Below are 20,321 nucleotides of genomic sequence, written 5' to 3'. Positions count from 1 at the left end.
TTATTCAGCTGCGTGTTCTTGATTTTGAGCTGGTGTTGATTCTTGAGTATTGTCATTTTTATCGCCATCAATGCCAAGCAACTCAACTTCAAATACTAATGTTGATGCTGGTTGGATGCCTGCTTTATCTTGTTGTCCTGGAAGACTTTGATCACCATAAGCTAACTCTGGTGGCACAACCAGTTTGATCTTACCGCCAATGCCGATCAATTGAATTCCTTCAGTCCAACCTTTGATAACCGCATTAAGTGGAAAGGTTGCCGGCTCACCACGGTCATAAGAACTATCAAATTTACGTCCATCCGTCAATGTGCCTGAATAATGAACAATAACAGTATCTTGCTCAGTTGGATGACGGTCTGAACCTTCTTTAATGATTTGATAAAGTAATCCTGACTTGGTTTTTTGTACGCCATCTTGTTTAGCAAATTCTGTGCGGAATTTATCTCCTGCTGCTGTATTTTCAGTTTTTTGCTTTTCAAAACGTGCTTTGCTTTCTTCTTGAATCCGTTTTCCAAATGCATCTAAGATGTTTTTAACATCATCTTTTGAAAGTTGCGATGCATCACGGAAAGTCTCATTAAAACCACTAATCAAATACTCTTGGTCTGGTTTGATTTCATTTTGTTCTAAGTTTGACTTCATGTACGTTGCAAATGATGAACCTAACGCATATGCTTCTTTTTGTGCATCAGTTGAAATTGTAACTTTATTTGCTACTGTTGTGGAACTATTAGTGTCAGCTGATTTTTTATCATCACACCCAGTTAATGCTAATACAATGGCACTGCTGACTAATGTCATTTTAATCAATGATTTCATTCTACTTCTCCAAGTTATAAACTTTTTAACTAATTATTTTCATTATTATATATGATTTGGTATGGGATAATATAGTATTTACAAATCATTTATTTAATTAAGTTATATTAACATAGCATCAATATAATGGAATAATTAAAACGAGCTATTTAAATCATCCTTGAGTGAAACAGGCTTCCTCAGTTATAATGTATAAAATTTATAGCAAATAATGTATAAGGATAGCTATTTTGACTACCGAACTTAATGCCCTTGATATTGAAGAAATCATCAGTTTATTACCTCATCGTTATCCATTTTTAATGGTTGATCGCGTACTTAGTTACGAAAAAGGTAAAACATTAAAAGCGATCAAAAATGTTACTGTGAATGAACCATTCTTCCAAGGTCACTTTCCTAATAAACCGATTTTTCCAGGCGTATTAATTTTAGAAGCCATGGCACAAGCTACAGGAATTTTGGCATTTAAAAGCATTGAAGAATTGTCGCCAGGACAACTTTATTACTTCGCTTCAATTGATAAAGCGCGTTTCAAGCGTCCCGTAGTACCGGGTGATCAAATTGTATTAGACGTTGAGTATATTAAAGAACGTCGTGGCATTGCGTTATTCCACGGTGTTGCAACTGTTGATGGTAAGTTAGTTTGCGAAGCCGAAATGATGTGTGCTCGTAAATAACATTTGGTATTTTATATATTCCAAATTGTTTTAAGGAAATACTATGGCAACAGAAATACACCCAAGTTCAGTCATTGAAAAAGGTGCTAAAATCGGCGATAACGTCAAAATTGGTCCTTTTTGTTTTATTGGTGAAAATGTTGAAATTGGTGACGGAACATTTTTAAAATCGCACGTTGTCATCAATGGTCACACCAAAATTGGTAAAGATAACCAAATTTATCAATTTGTCTCAATTGGTGAAGTAAACCAAGATTTAAAATATCGTGGAGAGCCAACGCGTACCGAAATTGGCGATCGCAATATGATTCGCGAAAGCGTCACTATTCACCGTGGTACGGTTCAAGGTGGCGAGTTAACTCGTGTTGGTAGTGATAATTTATTGATGATTAATGCTCACGTTGCACACGATTGTCATATTGGTAATCACTGTATTTTAGCAAATAACGCCACCTTAGGTGGACATGTTCAATTGGACGATTATGTCATTGTTGGCGGCATGACAGCTGTTCATCAATTTTGTGTGATTGGATCGCATGTTATGGTCGGTGGTTGTTCTGGTGTTGCGCAAGACGTTCCTCCTTATGTTATTGCCCAAGGCAATCATGCAACTCCTCATGGTGTAAATTATGAAGGCTTAAAGCGCAGAGGCTTTAGCAAAGATGCCTTACAGGCGATTCGCAATAGCTACAAAGTCCTTTATCGAAATGGCTTAACGTTGGACGAAGCTAAAGCTGAAATTGCAACCATTGCCGAACAATATCCTGAAGCTCAACTCTTTGTTGACTTTTTTGCACGTTCAACGCGTGGCATTATCCGTTAATGACCAATAAACCATTAACCATTGCCTTAGTCGCTGGAGAAACTTCTGGCGATATTCTTGGCTCCGGATTGATTCGTGCGCTAAAAAATCATCATCCCAACATTGAATTTGTTGGTATAGCAGGTCCTAAAATGCAAGCTGAAGGGTGTAGGGCTTGGTATGAAATGGATGAATTATCGGTTATGGGCATTGTTGAAGTATTGGGGCGATTACGCCGTATTTTATCTATTCGCCGAGATATCAGTAAACGTCTTATTGAACTTAATCCTGATATATTTATTGGTATTGACGCACCTGATTTCAATCTTTCCCTAGAAGGTAAATTAAAACAAGCCGGTATTAAAACGATTCATTACGTTAGCCCTTCCGTTTGGGCTTGGAAGCAAAAACGGGTTTTCAAAATAAAACGTAATACCAATCTCATTTTAGCTTTTTTACCATTCGAAAAAACCTTTTATGATAAATTTGATGTGCCTTGTCGCTTTATTGGTCATAAGATGGCTGATGATATTCCACTTAATCCAGATCAAACGACAATGCGTCAACAATTAGATGTGCCACTAAATTGCCGTTGTTTAGCTTTATTACCCGGTAGTCGCCATGCAGAAGTGACATTATTATCGACTCCTTTTTTAGAAGCTGCGCAACTATTACGTCAACGTTATCCTGATTTACATATTGTTGTACCATTAGTGAATAAAAAAAGACGAAAAGAGTTTGAACAGATTAAAGCAGAAGTTGCGCCACAACTTGACATACAATTATTAGACGGTCATGCCCGTGAAGCAATGATTGCTAGCAATGCGGCAATTTTAGCCTCTGGTACTGTGGCACTAGAATGTATGTTAGCCAAATGTCCTATGGTTGTAGGTTATAAAATGAAACCTTTCACCTTTTGGCTCGCTAAAAAATTAATTAAAACTCCTTATGTCTCTTTACCTAACATTTTAGCTGGTAAAGCCCTAGTTCCAGAGTTATTACAGCAAGATTGCACACCTGAAAATATCGCGAATCACATTATTGCCTTGTTAGAGGGTGATAATACTGAGCTAAAACAGACATTTTTATCTTTGCATAAACAAATCCGTTGTAATGCCGATGAGCAAGCAGCTAAAGCAGTACTTGATGTATTAGAGGATGCACATTGTTGTTAGAATTTACCTATCCAGATGCCACATTAATTGCTGGTGTCGATGAAGTCGGACGCGGTCCACTGTGTGGCGATGTTGTTACTGCTGCCGTCATTTTAGATCCAAACAAGCCAATTAAAGGCTTAACTGACTCTAAAAAATTGACTGAAAAAAAGCGCGAACAACTGTTTGACATAATTAAACAAGATGCTTTAGCGTGGAATATTGCCCGCGCTTCAGTGGATGAAATCGATAAATTAAATATATTACATGCCACTATGCTAGCAATGCAGCGTGCTGTATCTGGATTAACTATTAAACCCAATTTTGTATTAGTTGATGGTAATCGTTGTCCTGATTTTGGTATTGAAACCAAAGCAGTCATTAAGGGCGATTTATTGGTGGCAGAGATTAGTGCTGCTTCAATTTTGGCTAAAGTTACACGTGATCGTGAGATGGTTGAGCTTGATAAGTTGTATCCACAATATGGTCTGGCTAAGCATAAAGGTTATCCAACTAAAGCGCATTTAGCGGCGATAAAAGAACATGGTATTAATCATTTATATCGTAAAAGTTTTGCACCAGTTAAGAGTTTAGCATTATTTTAATTCACCATTGTTTGTCAACCGGTGTCAGAAATGTGAATTGAAAATAGAAACTGGTGAAATGGCTATTTCTTGATAAGAAATTTTGTTTCCATAACGTTCTTTTAATTTTTTCTTCACGGCTGGCGATGAAAGATTAAAATCTTTGATAGTTTGTAATTGACCAATTTTCAATTTAAGTGCTTTATCATAAATTTTCCAGATTAACTCAGAACAATAGATATAATTATTGTCCCAATCAAACCCGATATCATAAGGTTTGCCTTCAAAACTACTTGCTTTAATTTTGCAATTTGGTTATTGGATAAATTGTGATCTTTTAAACGTTTTATGATGTAATTTTTATTTTTATCACGCGCAATCCAACTATTTAGTGGTGTATAAACTACTTTATTAGCAGTTTCAAAAACATATGGCTGTATGGCGAGTTTGTTGCTTGTTCAACAGCTAGACTTTTTTTGATTGTGAGGATTGAAAAATAATATACCATCTTGAGGTTTCTAACTAGCCATACTAATAAAGCTAACTACAGACAGCATCAACCGTATAATAAAACGCGTTAAATTTACTTATATAAATCAAAATTGCTATAGATCATAGAAGAAAAAAACTACTTACAAAATATATTTTGTAAGTAGTTATCTAAAGGAGAAGAACCTAATCTTGATGAGTAAAGATAGACGCAAATTTATTTTTATACATCTCTTTACTCGCTTTAACAAATCGAATTGTGTTGAATATACCCAATAAACTTGCTTGATGCATACGATAGAGCAGGCGATGAATAGTTAAAGCAAAAAATCCTTTAACATTCATTTCTCGTTTGCCGGCAATTTTGACCACACCTTGTGCAGTATCATGCAGAGAAATAATCGTTCCATTATCGGTATAATTAAACGATTTCATTGATTTATTATTTAACATGTTCACAATATTTTCATAACAGATTTTTGCCATCTGATGTGCGGCTTGTGCTGTAGCGGGAGCGGCTCTTCCGCTGTCTTGCATTGCGTAAGCACAATCACCAATAACAAAAATATTATCATCGCGTGTTGTTTGTAATGTTGGTTTAACCACAAGTTGATTAGAACGGCTTGATTCTAAACCAGCAATATCTTTTAGATAGTCAGGCGCTTTTACACCCGCAGTCCAGATCATAATATCGGCGTGAATGGTGTTTCCATCTTTGGGATAAAAGCCATCACTTTCCGCTTTAGTTATCATGGTTTTTGTTAACACATGAATGCCACGTTTTTGTAATGTTTCGGTAATACCTAATGCTGTTTTTTCAGGTAACGCAGGTAAAATACGATCAGTTGCTTCAATAACCGATACATCCAGCAAATCTGAACACATTTTATTTTGGCCACAAGCACCAAATGTTTCAACCATATGAGGTAATTCGGAAGCTAATTCAACACCAGTTGCGCCACCACCAACAATAGCGATACGAATTTTATCTTCAGTTGTTGCTTCATGTTTATCAATAATTGAACAAAAACTAGCAAATTTTGCAATAAGTGTTTCACGTAAACGAATTGCAGCGTTTTGGTCATCTAAAAAGATACAATGTTCTTTAACACCTGGCGTACCAAAATCATTTGAAGTACTACCTATTGCTACAACTAAAATATCATATGGAATAGAAATAGATTCGTTATTTAAATTCTCAATAATAACTTGTTTTTCTTCACGGTTAAGATTGGTGAACGTACCTTGAGTAAATTGGAAGTTGTGTTGTTGCCCTTGCGAAGCATAGTCAATTCTATCAGCTTGTTCGTTCAAAACACCAGTAGCAAATTCATGTAATAAAGGTTTCCATAGGTGATAACTATTTTTATCAATCAGTGTAATGTCAGCTTGGTTGCCTTTTCCTAGTTTATTGCCAAGGTCTGTAGCTAGTTCCAAACCACCAGCTCCACCACCAATAATTATTATTTTTTTCATAAATTTCAAACCTTATCGTAATTAATTGTAAATATCATACTAAATAAGTAGGTTTTTATCTATTTCTTTTAACGAATCTCATTTATAAATAAAACCTATTAAAGTGATGTTTTACAATTATTAAAATTTATTTAAAACTCCAAATGGAGTATAGCCGTATTTATTATTGATCGTGTTGATATATTTCTTTTTTAAAACTAAAAATTTTGCTTTATTCATTAAAATAAAGCACTTTTCGTATAATTTATAATACAGTAATCGTTACAATTTATAAAAGTGAGATCTATAATGCATACCATCATCCTAATTGTTTAGGCCATATCCAATCATTATCACTCTATGCAAAATTTATGAATAAAAAAATTTTTATTATTATTGTGTTAATTGTTATTTTAATTTCAATGACAATTCTAATTCGATCACATAATAGCCAGCTTATATTACAAGGCGAGGTTGATGCACCTAATGTTAGTATTTCGTCAAAAGCGAAAGGGCGCGTGCAGGCGATACATGTCAATCGAGGTGATGATGTAAAACCAAGCGATATATTAATAACGCTTGATAGTCCAGAGCTATTAGCACAAGTCAAAGCAGCGCAAGCGGCTTGCGATCAAGCACGAGCCCAAGTCGCGCTTTCTGAACATGGAACACGTGAAGAAAGCATTCGCTACTATGAAGCGTTACTTCAACAAGCTAAAGTTGCTTATAATAATGCATCCAAAGAATATGATCGTAACAAAGCGATTTCGGTCAAAGGTTATGTTTCTCAATCGATCTTAGATAATGCATTAAAAACGCGTGATGCAGCCTTTCAACAAGTTCAGTCAGCACAAGCTAATTTAGATCAAGCCAAAAATGGTGATCGTATTGAACAACGTGAAATTTATGATGCTAAATTAAAAGAAGCAGAAGAGCAGCTTAAACAATTACAAATTCAATACGATGATTTACAAGTAAAAGCCCCCGTTGAAGGTGAGGTTGGTTCAATACCAGCCGAAGTTGGCGAGTTATTTAATGCCAATAGTCCATTATTGACTGTAATTCAACTACCAAAAGCGTACTTTATATTTAATCTTCGTGAAAACATTATGCCTAATATTCATAAAGGCGATCATGTTAAGCTTGAAGTGCCTGCTCTTGGTAATAAGGAAATTGAAGCTGAAGTTCGTTATATCGCACCTATGGGTGATTATGCAACAAAACGTGCAACACGAGCTACCGGTGATTTTGATTTAAAAACCTTTGAAGTTAGACTTTATCCAACAACGCCTATTGCTGGTTTACGTGCAGGTATGAGCACACTATGGAAATTAGACAACTAATTTGGGATTTTTGGCAGCGCTTCAAAGAAGCGTTTAATGCTGAAATACCTGTGATATTTAAGCGGTTTACTTTTCATTGGTTAATGTGGATCTTACCACTAATTATTTTTATATTAATCAGTAGTATCTTTTATCGCGGTGTACTTTTTGATTTACCTGTTGGCTATATTGATAATGATAAAAGTGTTTTATCGCGTCAAATCGTGCGTGATCTTAATGCTGGAGCACATGCCAATTTGGTCAATTATGATAGCCATCTTGCTGAGGCCGAACGTGATTTGCAAAAAGCAAAAATCTATGCCATTTTTTATATTCCACCGAATTTTGAAGCAGATGTATTAGCGGGTCGGCAGCCAACACCAATGCTTTATTATAATGCGTTATATTATAGTGCTGGATTATATTCTATTATGGATTATTCAGGCCTAATTGCGGCATTAAATATCCAATACCGTAGCACAATGGCAACTAGTATTGGGATACCAGTACCTAAGCTTGCAAAAGTAAACTTCAATTATGATGGATTGTTTAATGCCAGTGGTAACTCAATGTACTTTCAGCAATTTTCGGCTGTTGTACATCTACTACAACTGTTTGTTGTCACAACAACGATTCATCTATTAGCACAATTGCCAAAGCGAACTCGCCCTAATTATCCTTTTGTTTTGGGAAAATTAGCGCCTTATACCATTTGGTTTACTATGCTACTTATTTTCGAAATTGCCATGCTTGTTCTGTTTTCTCATGCTCGTGTATCAGGTTCGCCTTTTGCCATGGTGACGGTGGTATTTTTCTATGTGATTGCTGCACAAAGTATTGGTATTTTGCTATATACTTTTACTAAAACCCCTATTGATGCTTATACTTATATCGGTGTTTTAGTTGGACTTGCGTTAACTTATTCTGGTGTTGTTGTGCCTGAACTATCTATGCCTTGGATTGCAAGGTTTATTTCATCACTAGAACCATTAACTTATGCTCTTAATAAGCTGTTCGATCTGTTTTTACGTCACTCTAGTTATCTTTCAGTGTTAAAAACCTGTGTTATTTTAATGGTCTACCCAATAATTATTACCGTGTTAGTGAGAAAACGTCTAGTAAGACGACTACATTCACAGTAAGAGGAAACACCAAGATGCTTAAAATATTTTGGTCTTCATTTATAAAAATATTTTTGCTTTTATTAGTTAGACCAATGTGGTTGTTGCTACTATTGTCGGTCTCATTGATGAGTTTAGTTTATAGTAATGGCACGATTACCAGTTTGCCGGTTGCGATAATCGATCAAGATCATACGCCAACTAGCCGAAGTTTAATTCGTTCTTTAAATACCAGTTCAAAAATAGAGACCCTTATATATGAGAGTTCTCTGCAAGCTTATGATGATATTAATAATCACCGACTTTTTGCGGTATTTACAATTCCAAGAGATTTTGAAAAGCGGTTATTAAATGGCGAAGAAGTAACAATACCTGCATATGGCGATGCTTCGAGTCGTTTAGCCAATGGCTTAATACAAGTCGATATAAAAGGGATCTATCAACAGATATTAACCCAATATAATACTCGAATAATGCGTAATAGTGGATTTTCAGATAAACAGATCAATATTATTTTATCGCCAATAAATGGTCAAACTGAACCACTTTATAATCCTGGCGTCAGTTTTGCCGCTATTACCTTTCCGGGTTTATTAGTAATGTTATTGCAACACTCATTTTTAATTGCTTCAACACGTACTAATATTACATTAAACTCGTTACCGCAAGGTAAACCACCTAAAATTGTTAGATTGGGTAGCTTGTGTGGTCTTATACCGATCTGGTTATTTTTATCCATTGTGCTATTTGGTTTATGGCCTTGGGTTCTTGGTTATCGACAGCTTGCAAATATACCCGAAATTCTAATTATGACATTTCCATTGTTACTTGGCGTGTTAGGCTTAAGTAAATTACTGACAGAGTGTTTACGTAAAACTGAAATGATTTATCTCACACTTGCATTTTTGACAACACCAGTGTTTTATCTGTCAGGCACGATTTGGCCACTTGATGCAATGCCATTTGGGGTACAAATTGTTTCCAAAATGTTGCCATCAACTTGGGCAACTAATATGATTGCTGGTGTAAATCAAATGGGATTAGGCTTACTAGATAATTTATTTAATGTTTTTATGATTTTATTACTGGGGATCATATATGGTTCACTTGGCTTTTTTATTGCAGCGTTGCGGGAAGGTCGAGTAAGACGATTCTTAAAGGGGTATCGAGTGTAAAACTAGAAAAGTAACATAATAAGTAAAACATGATTAACGCTTAAAATGTAAAGATAATATAATGCCTTATATGTGAATACTTAATTTTGACAATAAACCGTATGGCTATATTTGGAACGTGACTAATTTATATTAATGTTACCGCTATTTATTAAACATATTGATGCGGTTTTACAATTTAATAAATATAAAGACTGGATGCCTTTGTTATTACAGATAGTCAAACTTGCTTTATTAACTAATTTACTTTATTGTTTGGGGATTATTTTGAGCTAGTTCACGTTTATTTAATTTTAATATCATTTTACTTAGTATTAGCGTTATACTAAACAAACTTACACACCTCACAGCAAAAGGAGACTTGATGATGGAGTTTGATACTTCAATTCTTTGCGATTATTACCCAGAAGATGTTAACGTAGTTGAACCGATATTTAGTAATTTTGGGGGCGTTGCATCATTTTCAGGTCAAGCTGTAACAGTTAAATGTTTTGAAGATAACGGGTTACTATACGAAATTTTACAATCAGACGGCTCAGGTAAAATTCTTGTCATTGATGGTGGTGGTTCTGCGCGTCGAGCATTAATTGACGCAGAGCTGATAGATATTGCCGTTCAAAATCAATGGGAAGGGATTATTGTCTATGGCGCCGTTCGCCAAGTTGATTATCTGGCTGAAGCCGATATTGGTATTCAAGCATTAGCCGCTATTCCAGTTGGCGCGGATGATCAGGGCGTTGGTGAAGTCGATATTCGTGTTAATTTTGGTGGCGTGACATTCTTTTCGGGTGATTTTGTCTATGCTGACAATACCGGTATTATATTATCTGAAATTGCTCTCGAAATTGAAGATAAATAAACAAAGGTCTACACCGCCGGCGAGTATCGGCGGATTTTATATTTAAATGTCTACTTTCCTGAAACTATTTGACAAAAAGACACTCTGTTTTTAAACCACTCGATGACGAATATAACCACCGGTTACCGTTTTAATTAATCCCTCTAGTTCCATATCTAATAATTTGGTTGTCACTTCCGAAATTGACATATTCACTTGCTGAGCAATAATATCAACTGGAATAGGTTGGTGATGAATCACAGCAAAAATGTCAGGGTATAAAATAGAATGACTTTGTTTTTCTTTCGGCTGATTGTATGAGCTATTTATTACTGATAAATAATTACAATAATGTTCTAAAATATCAGCAGGTTTAGAAACTAAATAAGCCCCTTGTCTAATTAAATAGTGCGTTCCGCTACAGTTTTCATTATTAATATCACCCGGCAAAGCAAATACATCGCGATTTTGTTCAAGTGCATAGCGCGCAGTAATTAGCGAGCCGCTTTTTTCTGATGCTTCAACCACAAAGGTGCCCAAACTTAACCCACTAATAATTCGGTTTCGACGAGGAAAGTAAGCCGATCTAGCTTTTTCAAACGGCAAAAATTCGGACACAATTGCACCATTTTGTGCCAAAATATCATTGGCTAAGTTTAAATTTGATCTTGGTGCAATCTTTGCTAAACCACTACCTAACACTGCAATTGTACGACCCGATGCCTCAAGTGCACCACGATGACAAATTGCATCTAACCCTAGCGCCAAACCACTGGTTATGGTTAAACCATTAATCGCTAATTCGCTTGCAAAATATCGCCCCCATTGAGCTCCATATTCACTAAATTCACGGCTTCCAACCATAGCTAGTTGAGGAGAATGTAATAACTGTCGATTACCTAAAACAAACAGTAACAAAGGCGGAGAGCAGATTTGTTTGAGCAACAACGGATAATCACTATCACAATAGGCAATAAGATGTTTTTGTGGGCTGGGAGAATCTAACCATTCAAGTATTGGTTCAAAATGAAGATATGAAGTTTCATAAAAACGCGCTAATTGAACATCTAATAAGCCCAGCTTATCTAACAAAAAAGGCACATTTTGTATTTTATCAGGTAAATCATTTGCAAAAAGTTGTCCAATTTTTTTAAAAATAGCTTGTTTGCCATGTCCAAGCATTGAAATTCGCAATAAGAACTCATATTTATTCATCATAACTTTTTGCACTCATTTTAAATAATTTAACTATCTTGAATTGATAAGATAAATACTAGTAATAGCCAACAAGGACTATTCATCAGTATGATAAATGTTTACAATGAGCAATTAATTGAATAAACGCGAAATTTGAGGAGTAGATCGAATAATTTATGGCTATTTTACCGGTATTACGTTTTCCTGATGAGCGGCTTCGCAAAGTTGCTAAACCTGTTACCCAGTTCACACCAGAGCTACAAACGATCATTGATAATATGATCGAAACCATGTACGACGAAAATGGAATCGGCCTTGCTGCAACTCAAGTGGATGTGCATGAGCAAATTATTGTGATTGATGTATCAGAAGATAAAAGTCAAGTTTATGTGATTATCAATCCAGAAATCATCAGTCAAGAAGGTGAGACCGGTATAGAAGAAGGCTGCCTATCAGTACCTGATTGTCGAGGTTTTGTACCAAGGGCTGAAAAAATCAAAATCAAAGCACTTGATCGTAATGGTAATCCTTATGAAATTGAAGCCGACGAATTACTGGCTATCTGTATTCAGCACGAAATGGATCACTTAAAAGGTAAACTCTTTGTTGATTATCTTTCTCCATTAAAACGTCAACGAATCGAGCAAAAAATGAAAAAGCTTGCCCGCGAAGAGCAACGGAATAAATAAAATTAACCGCCAAAGGGTTGGCGGTTAACTGGTTTAAACTAAATTATTTAGCAACAATGACCATCGCAGGACGAATTAAACGACCATTTAAGGTATAGCCTTTTTGAATCGTATTAACGATTTGGCCTGATTGATGTTCTGGTGATTCAACCATGCTTATCGCTTGGTGTACATCAGGATTTAATTGTGAATCTTCGGTATTAATCACTTCAATACCAAATTTTTTGACCGTATCTAAGAATGATTTTAATGTCAATTCTAACCCTTCAACAGTCGCTTTATGTTCTGGATTCGCTTTGTCTGTCGATTCTAAAGCGCGTTCTAGATTATCAATAACTGGTAATAATTCATTAGAGAATTTTTCTAGTGCAAATTTACGTGCTTTATCAACATCTTGCTCAACACGTTTACGAACATTATCAATTTCAGCCCGTGCACGAATCATGGCTTCGCTTTCATTTTTTTTCGCCAATTGTAAGGCTTGCTCAAGCTCTGCAATGCGTGCATCTTTTGCACTTAATTGCTCTTCAAGATTTGGCTGTGGCGCTGCTTCTTGTTCGATTGTATCTTCTGCTGGTGTGTCAATGCTAGTTTCATTTTCTGACGTATTTTTATCTTGTTCTGTCATAAGGTACTCCAAATAATGTAGTCGAAAACTTAGTGAATAACGGTTATTATGGGGACAATTTTTATGATTACAAGCTTATCAGTACTTTGATATGTAATTTTTTGACCTGTCACGAAAAAATACATAGCGTTTATGTAACAAATTACAAGGATATTTTATGCAAACACCATTTAAATGCATTGGTCTAATTGGACTTCCGCGTAAGTTAGAAGCAATTGAAACCCATCAAGTGCTTTATGATTGGCTTGTTAAACTTGGTATTCGTGTGTTAGTGGAACATCGCTTGGCGGAGCACATTCAATTCCCCGTTAGCCATTACGCTTCGTTAGAAACAATTGGCCAGCAAGCTGACCTTGCCATTGTTGTGGGGGGGGATGGCAATATGTTACGTTCCGCGCGTTATTTATCACCATATAAAATCAAAGTGATCGGTGTTAATCGTGGCAATTTAGGTTTTTTAACCGACATATCACACGAACAAGTGATTGAACAATTAAGCCCTGTGATTGCTGGTGAATATGACGATGACCCTCGTTTTTTACTCGAAGTTTCTATTTATGATAAAGGCAATTTAATTAATTCAAGTTTTGCCGTGAACGAAATTGTTGTGACCCCCAATACGGTTGCCCACATGATTGACTATGATGTTTACATTAATGAACGCAATGCGTTTTCACAGCGAGCTGATGGGCTGATTATTGCAACACCGACAGGCTCTACCGCTTATTCACTATCGGCGGGTGGACCTATTTTAGCGCCTCATTTAGACGCATTAATTATTACACCAATGTTTCCGCATTCATTAGCTGTCAGACCATTGGTCATCAAGGGCGATGTGCCTATTCATCTTAAATTCCCAACGACAGCACTTGATTTAAATATCGCTTGTGATAGCCAAATTATTTTACCGGTCAAACCAACACAAGATGTGATTATTCGCCGATCTTCGTATGAATTTAATTTGATTCATACCAAAGATTATGATTACTTTAATAATCTTTCAACCAAATTAGGTTGGTCACAAAAAATGTTTTAGCCTTTTTTTGTCAAAAACTTTCAGGAAACTATACGTTTTAGTATAAAATTTCATCTTAAATAATTAATGTCATGACATAAACTGTGAATGATGAAAAGATAGCTGCAATTACATCATCTACCATAATGCCAAATCCACCGGGGACACGTTTATCAAACCAGCGAATTGGCCAAGGTTTTGCCATGTCAAACACTCTAAATGCCACGAAAGCTATGGCAATCCACATAACTGAAAGTTGCGGAATAAAAAATAGGGTGATCCACATGCCGACAAATTCATCCCAAACGATATGCCCTGAATCGTGCGTATGGGTATCATCCGATGTTTTTTGGCAAATAAAACAACCAAAAATAAAAGTCACTAAAATAAATATCCAGTATAAAGCTGGCTGTAAACCATAAAACAAAAGCCATAACGGGATAGCCATTAATGAACCCATGGTTCCCGGCATAATCGGTGACATGCCGCTACCCAATCCTACTGCTAAAAAATGAATGGGATTGGTCAGTTTTAGGTATTTTTTAAAATTTTTGTTTCGCTCTTGTTTGGTCATGATTCAATATCCTTTTAGATAAAATTATGCCGACATTAAGTCGGCAAAAAGAAAGGCGCTTATGTTAACAAAACACCTTTGTATTAATTGTGACAATATTATTCGTCTTTAGTTAATGTTGCAACCATTACCGCTTTAATGGTATGTAGCCTGTTTTCGGCCTCGTCAAATACAATACTATGCTCAGATTCAAATACATCATGAGTTACTTCAAGCCCATTGGTTAAGCCATATTGTGCTGCCATTTGTTTACCCACTGTCGTATTCATATCATGAAAAGCTGGTAAACAGTGCATCAATTTAACATTTGGATTATTGGTAAGTTTAATAACATTTTCATTCACTTGATAAGGTGTTAATAATTTAACTCGCTCATCCCAAACTTCCTTAGGCTCACCCATTGATACCCATACATCAGTATATAAAAAGTCGACGTCTTTAACGCCTAAAGTCACATCTTCAGTTAAGATAATGTTTGCTCTTGTCATTTTGGCAATATCTTGGCACTTTTGCACAAGTTCGGCTTCCGGCTGACAAGCCTTTGGTGCAACTAATCGAATCTCCATCCCCATTAACGCTGCACCTTCCATTAATGAATTTCCCATATTATTCCGAGCATCACCTAAATAGGCAAATTTAATACTGCTTAATGGTCGATCTCCTATATGCTCTTTCATTGTCATAAAATCGGCTAATATTTGGGTTGGATGTGCTTCGGTCGTTAAACCATTCCAGACTGGCACACCTGCATATTTTGCTAAGGTTTCAACAATTTCTTGACCATAACCACGATATTCAATTCCATCATACATTCGACCTAGCACGCGCGCGGTATCTGCAATCGATTCTTTATGCCCAATTTGGCTACCACTGGGGCCTAAATAGGTTACTTGAGCTCCTTGATCAAACGCACCAACCTCAAAAGCACAGCGTGTACGGGTGGAGTCTTTCTCAAAAATTAACGCGATATTTTTACCAATCAAATGTTGTTGTTCTCGCCCTTGTTGTTTGGCTTGTTTTAATTCTATGGCAAGATTAATTAGTTGATTGATTTCGGTAGGGGTAAAGTCGAGTAATCGTAAAAAATGGCGCTGATAAAAACCGTGCATGATATTGCTCCTAATAACCGTAATTATTCAAAAGATTCTATTTGAATAATTATGCAAATTCAAGTTAAACATAATAATCATCCCAATATTTTGTTTTTACGTTGAGAATGTCTCAAAAATTAGACATGATTATTAAAGTGATTTTTATAATATTCCTTTTTTTGTACAAAAAAGTGTAATAAAATGACCAATTATTATATCTTTATAGATAAGTAAATTTGAATTTATATTCAAAAATAACGATCATTTATTCAAAAAGGTCTTTTTTATCATGCAAACTTATGCCCTCTTTATGTTACAAGATGGTTCGCAATTTATCGGAAAATCAATTGGTGCTGATGGGCACTCTGTTGGGGAAGTAGTATTTAACACCTCAATGACTGGCTACCAAGAAATCCTTACCGATCCTTCTTACTGTGAACAATTGGTTACACTGACCTATCCTCATATTGGTAATGTCGGAACAAATGACAATGATGCTGAATCCAGCCAAATTTATGCAAAGGGATTGATTATTCGTGATTTGCCATTATTAGCCAGCAATTACCGAAGTGAACTCGATCTTTCCAGCTATTTAAAAAAACATAATGTTATTGCCATCGCCGATATTGATACACGGCGCTTAACGCGTATTTTGCGTGAAAAAGGAGCACAGCATGGTGTTATTATAACGGCAACGGATAAAAAGACCTTACTTGAAAAAGCCGAAATAGCCAAACAACAGGTAATAAATTTTAAAGGATTAAGTGGGCTTGATTTAGCTAAAGAAGTGACGTGTTTGACAAGTTATATTTGGACTCAAGGCATATGGACAAGACAACAACAGCCTAATCCAATACCAGCAAAACAATTACCATACCATGTTGTTGCTTATGACTTTGGCGTAAAACGCAATATTTTGCGCATGTTAGTTGAGCGTGATTGTAAATTAACAGTCGTACCAGCCAAAACGACAGCAGAACAAGTCCTTGCATTAAAGCCAGATGGCATATTTTTATCTAATGGCCCAGGTGATCCAGCCCCTTGCCGTTATGCAATTGAGGCCATTAAGCAGTTTTTAAATACTGACATTCCCATCTTTGGTATCTGCTTAGGTCATCAACTTTTAGCACTAGCATGTGGCGCTAAAACGATTAAAATGAAGTTTGGTCACCATGGCGGAAATCACCCCGTTAAAAATCTTGAAAATAATCAGGTTATGATCACCGCTCAAAATCATGGTTTTGCAGTAGATGAAGCAAGTTTACCTGCTCATTTAAGAGCGACTCATAAATCACTATTTGATGGTTCACTGCAAGGTATTCATCACAATTACAAACCAGCTTTTAGTTTTCAAGGTCACCCAGAAGCCAGTCCCGGACCACATGATGCCGCACCTCTTTTTGATCACTTTATTGAGTTAATTAAAATTTATAAGCAGGAGCAATAATTATGGCTAAGCGAACAGATATCAACAGTATATTAATTATTGGCGCAGGCCCAATTGTTATTGGTCAAGCATGTGAATTTGATTATTCGGGAGCACAAGCCTGTAAGGCGCTACGTGAAGAAGGCTATCGCGTTATTTTAGTTAATTCCAACCCAGCCACTATCATGACGGATCCTGAAATGGCCGATGCCACTTATATCGAGCCAATTCATTGGACATGCGTTCGCAAGATTATTGAACAAGAAAGACCCGACGCCATTTTACCGACTATGGGCGGGCAAACAGCGCTAAATTGTGCATTAGAGCTTGAAAAGCAAGGCGTATTAAAAGAGTTTAATGTCGAAATGATTGGCGCAACAGCTGATGCTATAGATAAAGCCGAAGATCGTAAACGGTTTGATGAGGCGATGAAAAAAATCGGTCTTGATACCGCACGATCGGGTATTGCGCATTCACTTAAAGAAGCTTATACCGTTCTTGAGCAGGTTGGTTTTCCTTGCATTATTCGCCCGTCTTTTACCATGGGGGGAACAGGGGGCGGAATTGCGTATAACACAGAAGAATTTGAAGAAATCTGTACCCGTGGGTTCGATCTTTCACCGACTAATGAACTGCTCATCGATGAATCATTGATAGGCTGGAAAGAGTACGAAATGGAAGTGGTGCGAGACAAAAATGATAATTGTATTATTGTTTGCTCAATTGAAAACTTCGATCCAATGGGCATTCACACCGGTGATTCAATTACCGTTGCGCCAGCACAAACCTTGACGGATAAAGAGTATCAAATCATGCGTAATGCATCAATTGCCGTACTGCGTGAAATTGGCGTTGAAACCGGTGGCTCCAATGTACAATTCTCGGTCGATCCTAAAACAGGGCGATTAATTGTTATTGAGATGAATCCGCGAGTATCACGTTCATCAGCGTTAGCTTCTAAAGCTACTGGCTTTCCAATTGCTAAAATCGCTGCTAAGTTGGCAGTTGGCTATACTCTTGATGAATTATCGAATGATATTACAGGCGGTAAAACACCTGCCTCATTTGAACCGTCAATTGATTATGTGGTCACTAAAATCCCACGCTTTAATTTTGAAAAGTTTGCTGGTTGTAACGATCGTTTAACCACGCAAATGAAATCGGTTGGCGAAGTCATGGCTATTGGGCGTACCTTCCAAGAGTCATTACAAAAAGCATTGCGAGGGCTTGAAGTTGGCGCCTCAGGTTTTGATCCTAAAGTTGATGATTATACCGATGAAAAAAATATCACCAAAATTCGTTATGAACTCCAAGAAGCGGGCGCCGATCGTATTTGGTATATTGCCGATGCCTTTAGGGCTGGATTGAGTTTAGATGAGATCTTTACATTAACCAATATAGATCGTTGGTTTTTAGTGCAAATTGAAGAGTTGGTTAATTTTGAAAACAAGCTAAAGAAGCAGTCACTTGCACAGCTCGATCCAGAAACATTATGGCAATTAAAACGGAAAGGTTTTTCAGATTTACGCATTGCCAAACTGCTTAATACTACCGAGCAATCGGTTCGCGATTTACGTTATCAATATCATATTCATCCCGTTTATAAGCGGGTAGATACCTGTGCGGCTGAATTTGCAACCGATACTGCTTACCTTTATTCAACCTATGAGCAAGAGTGTGAAGCCAATCCTCAATTTAACCGTAAAAAAATTATGATCCTAGGTGGTGGTCCTAATCGGATTGGACAAGGTATTGAGTTTGATTATTGTTGTGTGCATGCGGCATTAGCTCTGCGTGAGGATGGTTATGAAACTATTATGGTTAACTGCAACCCAGAAACTGTGTCAACCGATTATGATACTTCTGATCGCCTCTATTTTGAGCCAGTCACGCTTGAAGATGTGCTTGAGATTGCGCATGTTGAAAAGCCAAATGGTGTTATCGTGCAATATGGTGGACAAACACCACTAAAACTCGCCCGTGCACTTGAAGCCGCAGGTCTACCTATTATTGGTACCTCACCTGACGCTATCGATAAAGCCGAAGATCGCCAGCGCTTTCAAGAAGTTGTCGATAAACTGAAATTAAAACAACCTGTCAACGCAACAGTGACTGATATTAATGAGGCAGTCATCAAAGCAGAAAAAATAGGTTATCCATTGGTGGTTAGACCATCTTATGTATTAGGAGGTCGCGCAATGGAAATTGTTTATAATGAACAAGATTTACGCCGTTATTTTAAAACAGCCGTAAGCGAATCGAATAATGCACCTGTCTTACTCGATCACTTTTTAGATGATGCCATTGAAGTGGATATTGATGTGATTGCTGATGGCGAACAAATTGTGATTGGTGGCATTATGGAACATATTGAACAAGCAGGCATTCACTCTGGTGATTCCGCTTGCTCACTGCCAACCCACACCTTAACTGTAGAGATTTTAGATAAACTACGACAGCAGGCCAAACAATTGGCACTTGAACTTAATGTAAAAGGTTTAATGAATGGGCAATTTGCCATCAAAGATAACCAAATTTATCTGATTGAAATTAATCCTCGTGCAGCACGCACCGTCCCTTTTGTCTCAAAAGCAACAGGTGTACCACTGGCGAAAATAGCAGCTCGCATCATGACAGGACAATCGCTTGCTAAGCAAAATGTGACTAAAGAGGTGATTCCATCTTATTATTCGGTAAAAGAAGTGGTATTACCGTTTAATAAATTCAGTGGCGTTGATCCAATCTTAGGTCCAGAAATGCGCTCAACGGGTGAAGTAATGGGCATCGGTAAAACCTTTGCTGAAGCCTTTGCTAAAGCCCAGCTTGGTAGTTTATCCAATATGAAAAAATCAGGAAAAGCATTATTATCGGTTCGTGATCAGGATAAAACAAGGCTGTTAGAAGTCGCTAAGCGATTAATTGCTTATGGATTTAGTATTGATGCCACTATTGGCACGGCAAAGGTATTACAACAAGCAAATATACCATGCCAAGTCGTAAAAAAAGAAAATGAAGGGCGACCAAATATCCATGACCATATAAAAAATGGCGAATATAGCTATATTCTTAATACCACCTCTGGACGAGCAGCTATTGAAGCCTCAAAAGTATTACGTCGAAGTGCCATTCAATATAAGGTACATTACGATACCACCATGAATGCTGCCTATGCCACAACGGCGGCACTTAATTACGATCCGGCACAAACTGTAACGCCATTACAGCAGCTTTATTGATAAACAAAAAAGATGAAGACGGGCAA

At 36.8% G+C, this 20,321-nt stretch carries 19 protein-coding genes; 12 read left to right on the top strand and 7 right to left on the bottom strand.

Translation table 11 applies throughout. The features are described from left to right. Nucleotides 1-822 carry an FKBP-type peptidyl-prolyl cis-trans isomerase gene (gene fkpA, locus A9G24_RS04405; RefSeq protein WP_065637945.1) on the bottom strand — a complete coding sequence of 274 codons (822 nt, stop codon included), beginning with the start codon at nucleotides 820-822 and terminating at the stop codon, nucleotides 1-3. A gap of 230 nt (nucleotides 823-1,052) precedes the next feature. On the opposite strand from fkpA, the gene fabZ reads away from it, so the two are divergent. From fabZ to rnhB, 4 genes are read left to right on the top strand one after another with little or no spacing between them, the layout of a single operon-like run. After that, on the top strand, nucleotides 1,053-1,499 hold the full coding sequence (gene fabZ / locus A9G24_RS04400) for a 3-hydroxyacyl-ACP dehydratase FabZ (protein WP_065637944.1): 447 nt from the start codon (nucleotides 1,053-1,055) through the stop codon (nucleotides 1,497-1,499). Between the two features lie 43 nt (nucleotides 1,500-1,542). Further along, complete coding sequence (lpxA, locus tag A9G24_RS04395; protein WP_065637943.1) at nucleotides 1,543-2,322, top strand: acyl-ACP--UDP-N-acetylglucosamine O-acyltransferase; 780 nt, start codon at nucleotides 1,543-1,545, stop codon at nucleotides 2,320-2,322. Continuing rightward, on the top strand, nucleotides 2,322-3,476 hold the full coding sequence (lpxB, locus tag A9G24_RS04390) for a lipid-A-disaccharide synthase (protein ID WP_065637942.1): 1,155 nt from the start codon (nucleotides 2,322-2,324) through the stop codon (nucleotides 3,474-3,476). The genes lpxA and lpxB overlap by 1 nt, the downstream gene beginning before the upstream one ends. Beyond that, complete coding sequence (rnhB, locus tag A9G24_RS04385; RefSeq protein WP_065637941.1) at nucleotides 3,470-4,060, top strand: ribonuclease HII; 591 nt, start codon at nucleotides 3,470-3,472, stop codon at nucleotides 4,058-4,060. Before lpxB ends, rnhB begins: the two co-directional genes overlap by 7 nt. Before the next feature lie 24 nt (nucleotides 4,061-4,084). Here rnhB and A9G24_RS13315 read toward each other — a convergent pair whose 3' ends face one another. Together A9G24_RS13315 and A9G24_RS04380 are read right to left on the bottom strand one after the other, a co-directional pair. Then, entirely contained in the window at nucleotides 4,085-4,342 is a 258-nt protein-coding gene (locus tag A9G24_RS13315) for a YiiX/YebB-like N1pC/P60 family cysteine hydrolase (RefSeq protein ID WP_081303081.1), read from the bottom strand. 372 nt (nucleotides 4,343-4,714) lie between these two features. Continuing rightward, a complete protein-coding gene (locus tag A9G24_RS04380) occupies nucleotides 4,715-6,004 on the bottom strand; it encodes an NAD(P)/FAD-dependent oxidoreductase (RefSeq protein WP_081303080.1) in 1,290 nt (429 codons plus the stop codon). Between the two features lie 350 nt (nucleotides 6,005-6,354). Between A9G24_RS04380 and A9G24_RS04375 the strand changes: the two genes are divergently transcribed. From A9G24_RS04375 to rraA, 4 genes are all read left to right on the top strand, one after another. After that, complete coding sequence (locus tag A9G24_RS04375) at nucleotides 6,355-7,326, top strand: HlyD family secretion protein (protein WP_065637940.1); 972 nt, start codon at nucleotides 6,355-6,357, stop codon at nucleotides 7,324-7,326. Beyond that, nucleotides 7,308-8,447, top strand: coding sequence for an ABC transporter permease (locus A9G24_RS04370; RefSeq protein WP_065637939.1), 1,140 nt, complete (start codon nucleotides 7,308-7,310; stop codon nucleotides 8,445-8,447). Before A9G24_RS04375 ends, A9G24_RS04370 begins: the two co-directional genes overlap by 19 nt. Before the next feature lie 14 nt (nucleotides 8,448-8,461). Further along, a complete protein-coding gene (locus tag A9G24_RS04365; protein WP_065637938.1) occupies nucleotides 8,462-9,601 on the top strand; it encodes an ABC transporter permease in 1,140 nt (379 codons plus the stop codon). A gap of 367 nt (nucleotides 9,602-9,968) precedes the next feature. Beyond that, nucleotides 9,969-10,460 carry a ribonuclease E activity regulator RraA gene (gene rraA, locus A9G24_RS04360; RefSeq protein WP_065637937.1) on the top strand — a complete coding sequence of 164 codons (492 nt, stop codon included), beginning with the start codon at nucleotides 9,969-9,971 and terminating at the stop codon, nucleotides 10,458-10,460. 90 nt (nucleotides 10,461-10,550) lie between these two features. Here the strand turns inward: rraA and dprA are convergent, their stop codons facing one another. Continuing rightward, nucleotides 10,551-11,657, bottom strand: a complete 1,107-nt coding sequence (gene dprA / locus A9G24_RS04355) for a DNA-processing protein DprA (protein ID WP_081303079.1) — start codon at nucleotides 11,655-11,657, stop codon at nucleotides 10,551-10,553. 155 nt (nucleotides 11,658-11,812) lie between these two features. Between dprA and def the strand changes: the two genes are divergently transcribed. Beyond that, complete coding sequence (gene def / locus A9G24_RS04350; protein ID WP_065586752.1) at nucleotides 11,813-12,325, top strand: peptide deformylase; 513 nt, start codon at nucleotides 11,813-11,815, stop codon at nucleotides 12,323-12,325. 43 nt (nucleotides 12,326-12,368) lie between these two features. Here the strand turns inward: def and grpE are convergent, their stop codons facing one another. Beyond that, a complete protein-coding gene (gene grpE, locus A9G24_RS04345; RefSeq protein ID WP_065586751.1) occupies nucleotides 12,369-12,953 on the bottom strand; it encodes a nucleotide exchange factor GrpE in 585 nt (194 codons plus the stop codon). Nucleotides 12,954-13,110: 157 nt separating this feature from the next. Here grpE and nadK point away from each other — a divergent pair, with 157 nt between their 5' ends. Continuing rightward, nucleotides 13,111-13,989: an NAD(+) kinase gene (nadK, locus tag A9G24_RS04340; RefSeq protein WP_065637935.1), complete on the top strand. Its 879-nt coding sequence runs from the start codon at nucleotides 13,111-13,113 to the stop codon at nucleotides 13,987-13,989. 55 nt (nucleotides 13,990-14,044) lie between these two features. Here the strand turns inward: nadK and A9G24_RS04335 are convergent, their stop codons facing one another. After that, nucleotides 14,045-14,542: a phosphatidylglycerophosphatase A family protein gene (locus A9G24_RS04335; protein WP_065637934.1), complete on the bottom strand. Its 498-nt coding sequence runs from the start codon at nucleotides 14,540-14,542 to the stop codon at nucleotides 14,045-14,047. Nucleotides 14,543-14,640: 98 nt separating this feature from the next. Continuing rightward, nucleotides 14,641-15,651 carry an ornithine carbamoyltransferase gene (gene argF, locus A9G24_RS04330; RefSeq protein ID WP_065637933.1) on the bottom strand — a complete coding sequence of 337 codons (1,011 nt, stop codon included), beginning with the start codon at nucleotides 15,649-15,651 and terminating at the stop codon, nucleotides 14,641-14,643. 271 nt (nucleotides 15,652-15,922) lie between these two features. Between argF and carA the strand changes: the two genes are divergently transcribed. Both carA and carB read left to right on the top strand, forming a co-directional pair. Then, entirely contained in the window at nucleotides 15,923-17,080 is a 1,158-nt protein-coding gene (gene carA, locus A9G24_RS04325) for a glutamine-hydrolyzing carbamoyl-phosphate synthase small subunit (RefSeq protein WP_065637932.1), read from the top strand. 2 nt (nucleotides 17,081-17,082) lie between these two features. Then, nucleotides 17,083-20,295 carry a carbamoyl-phosphate synthase large subunit gene (gene carB / locus A9G24_RS04320; protein ID WP_065637931.1) on the top strand — a complete coding sequence of 1,071 codons (3,213 nt, stop codon included), beginning with the start codon at nucleotides 17,083-17,085 and terminating at the stop codon, nucleotides 20,293-20,295. Nucleotides 20,296-20,321 lie beyond the last annotated feature (26 nt).

It is taken from the genome of Gilliamella sp. App6-5, from assembly GCF_001690525.1.
Lineage (GTDB): Bacteria > Pseudomonadota > Gammaproteobacteria > Enterobacterales > Orbaceae > Gilliamella > Gilliamella apicola_H.
The sequence above is the reverse complement of the archived record's forward strand: the minus strand, read 5'-3'. Positions and strand labels throughout refer to the sequence as shown.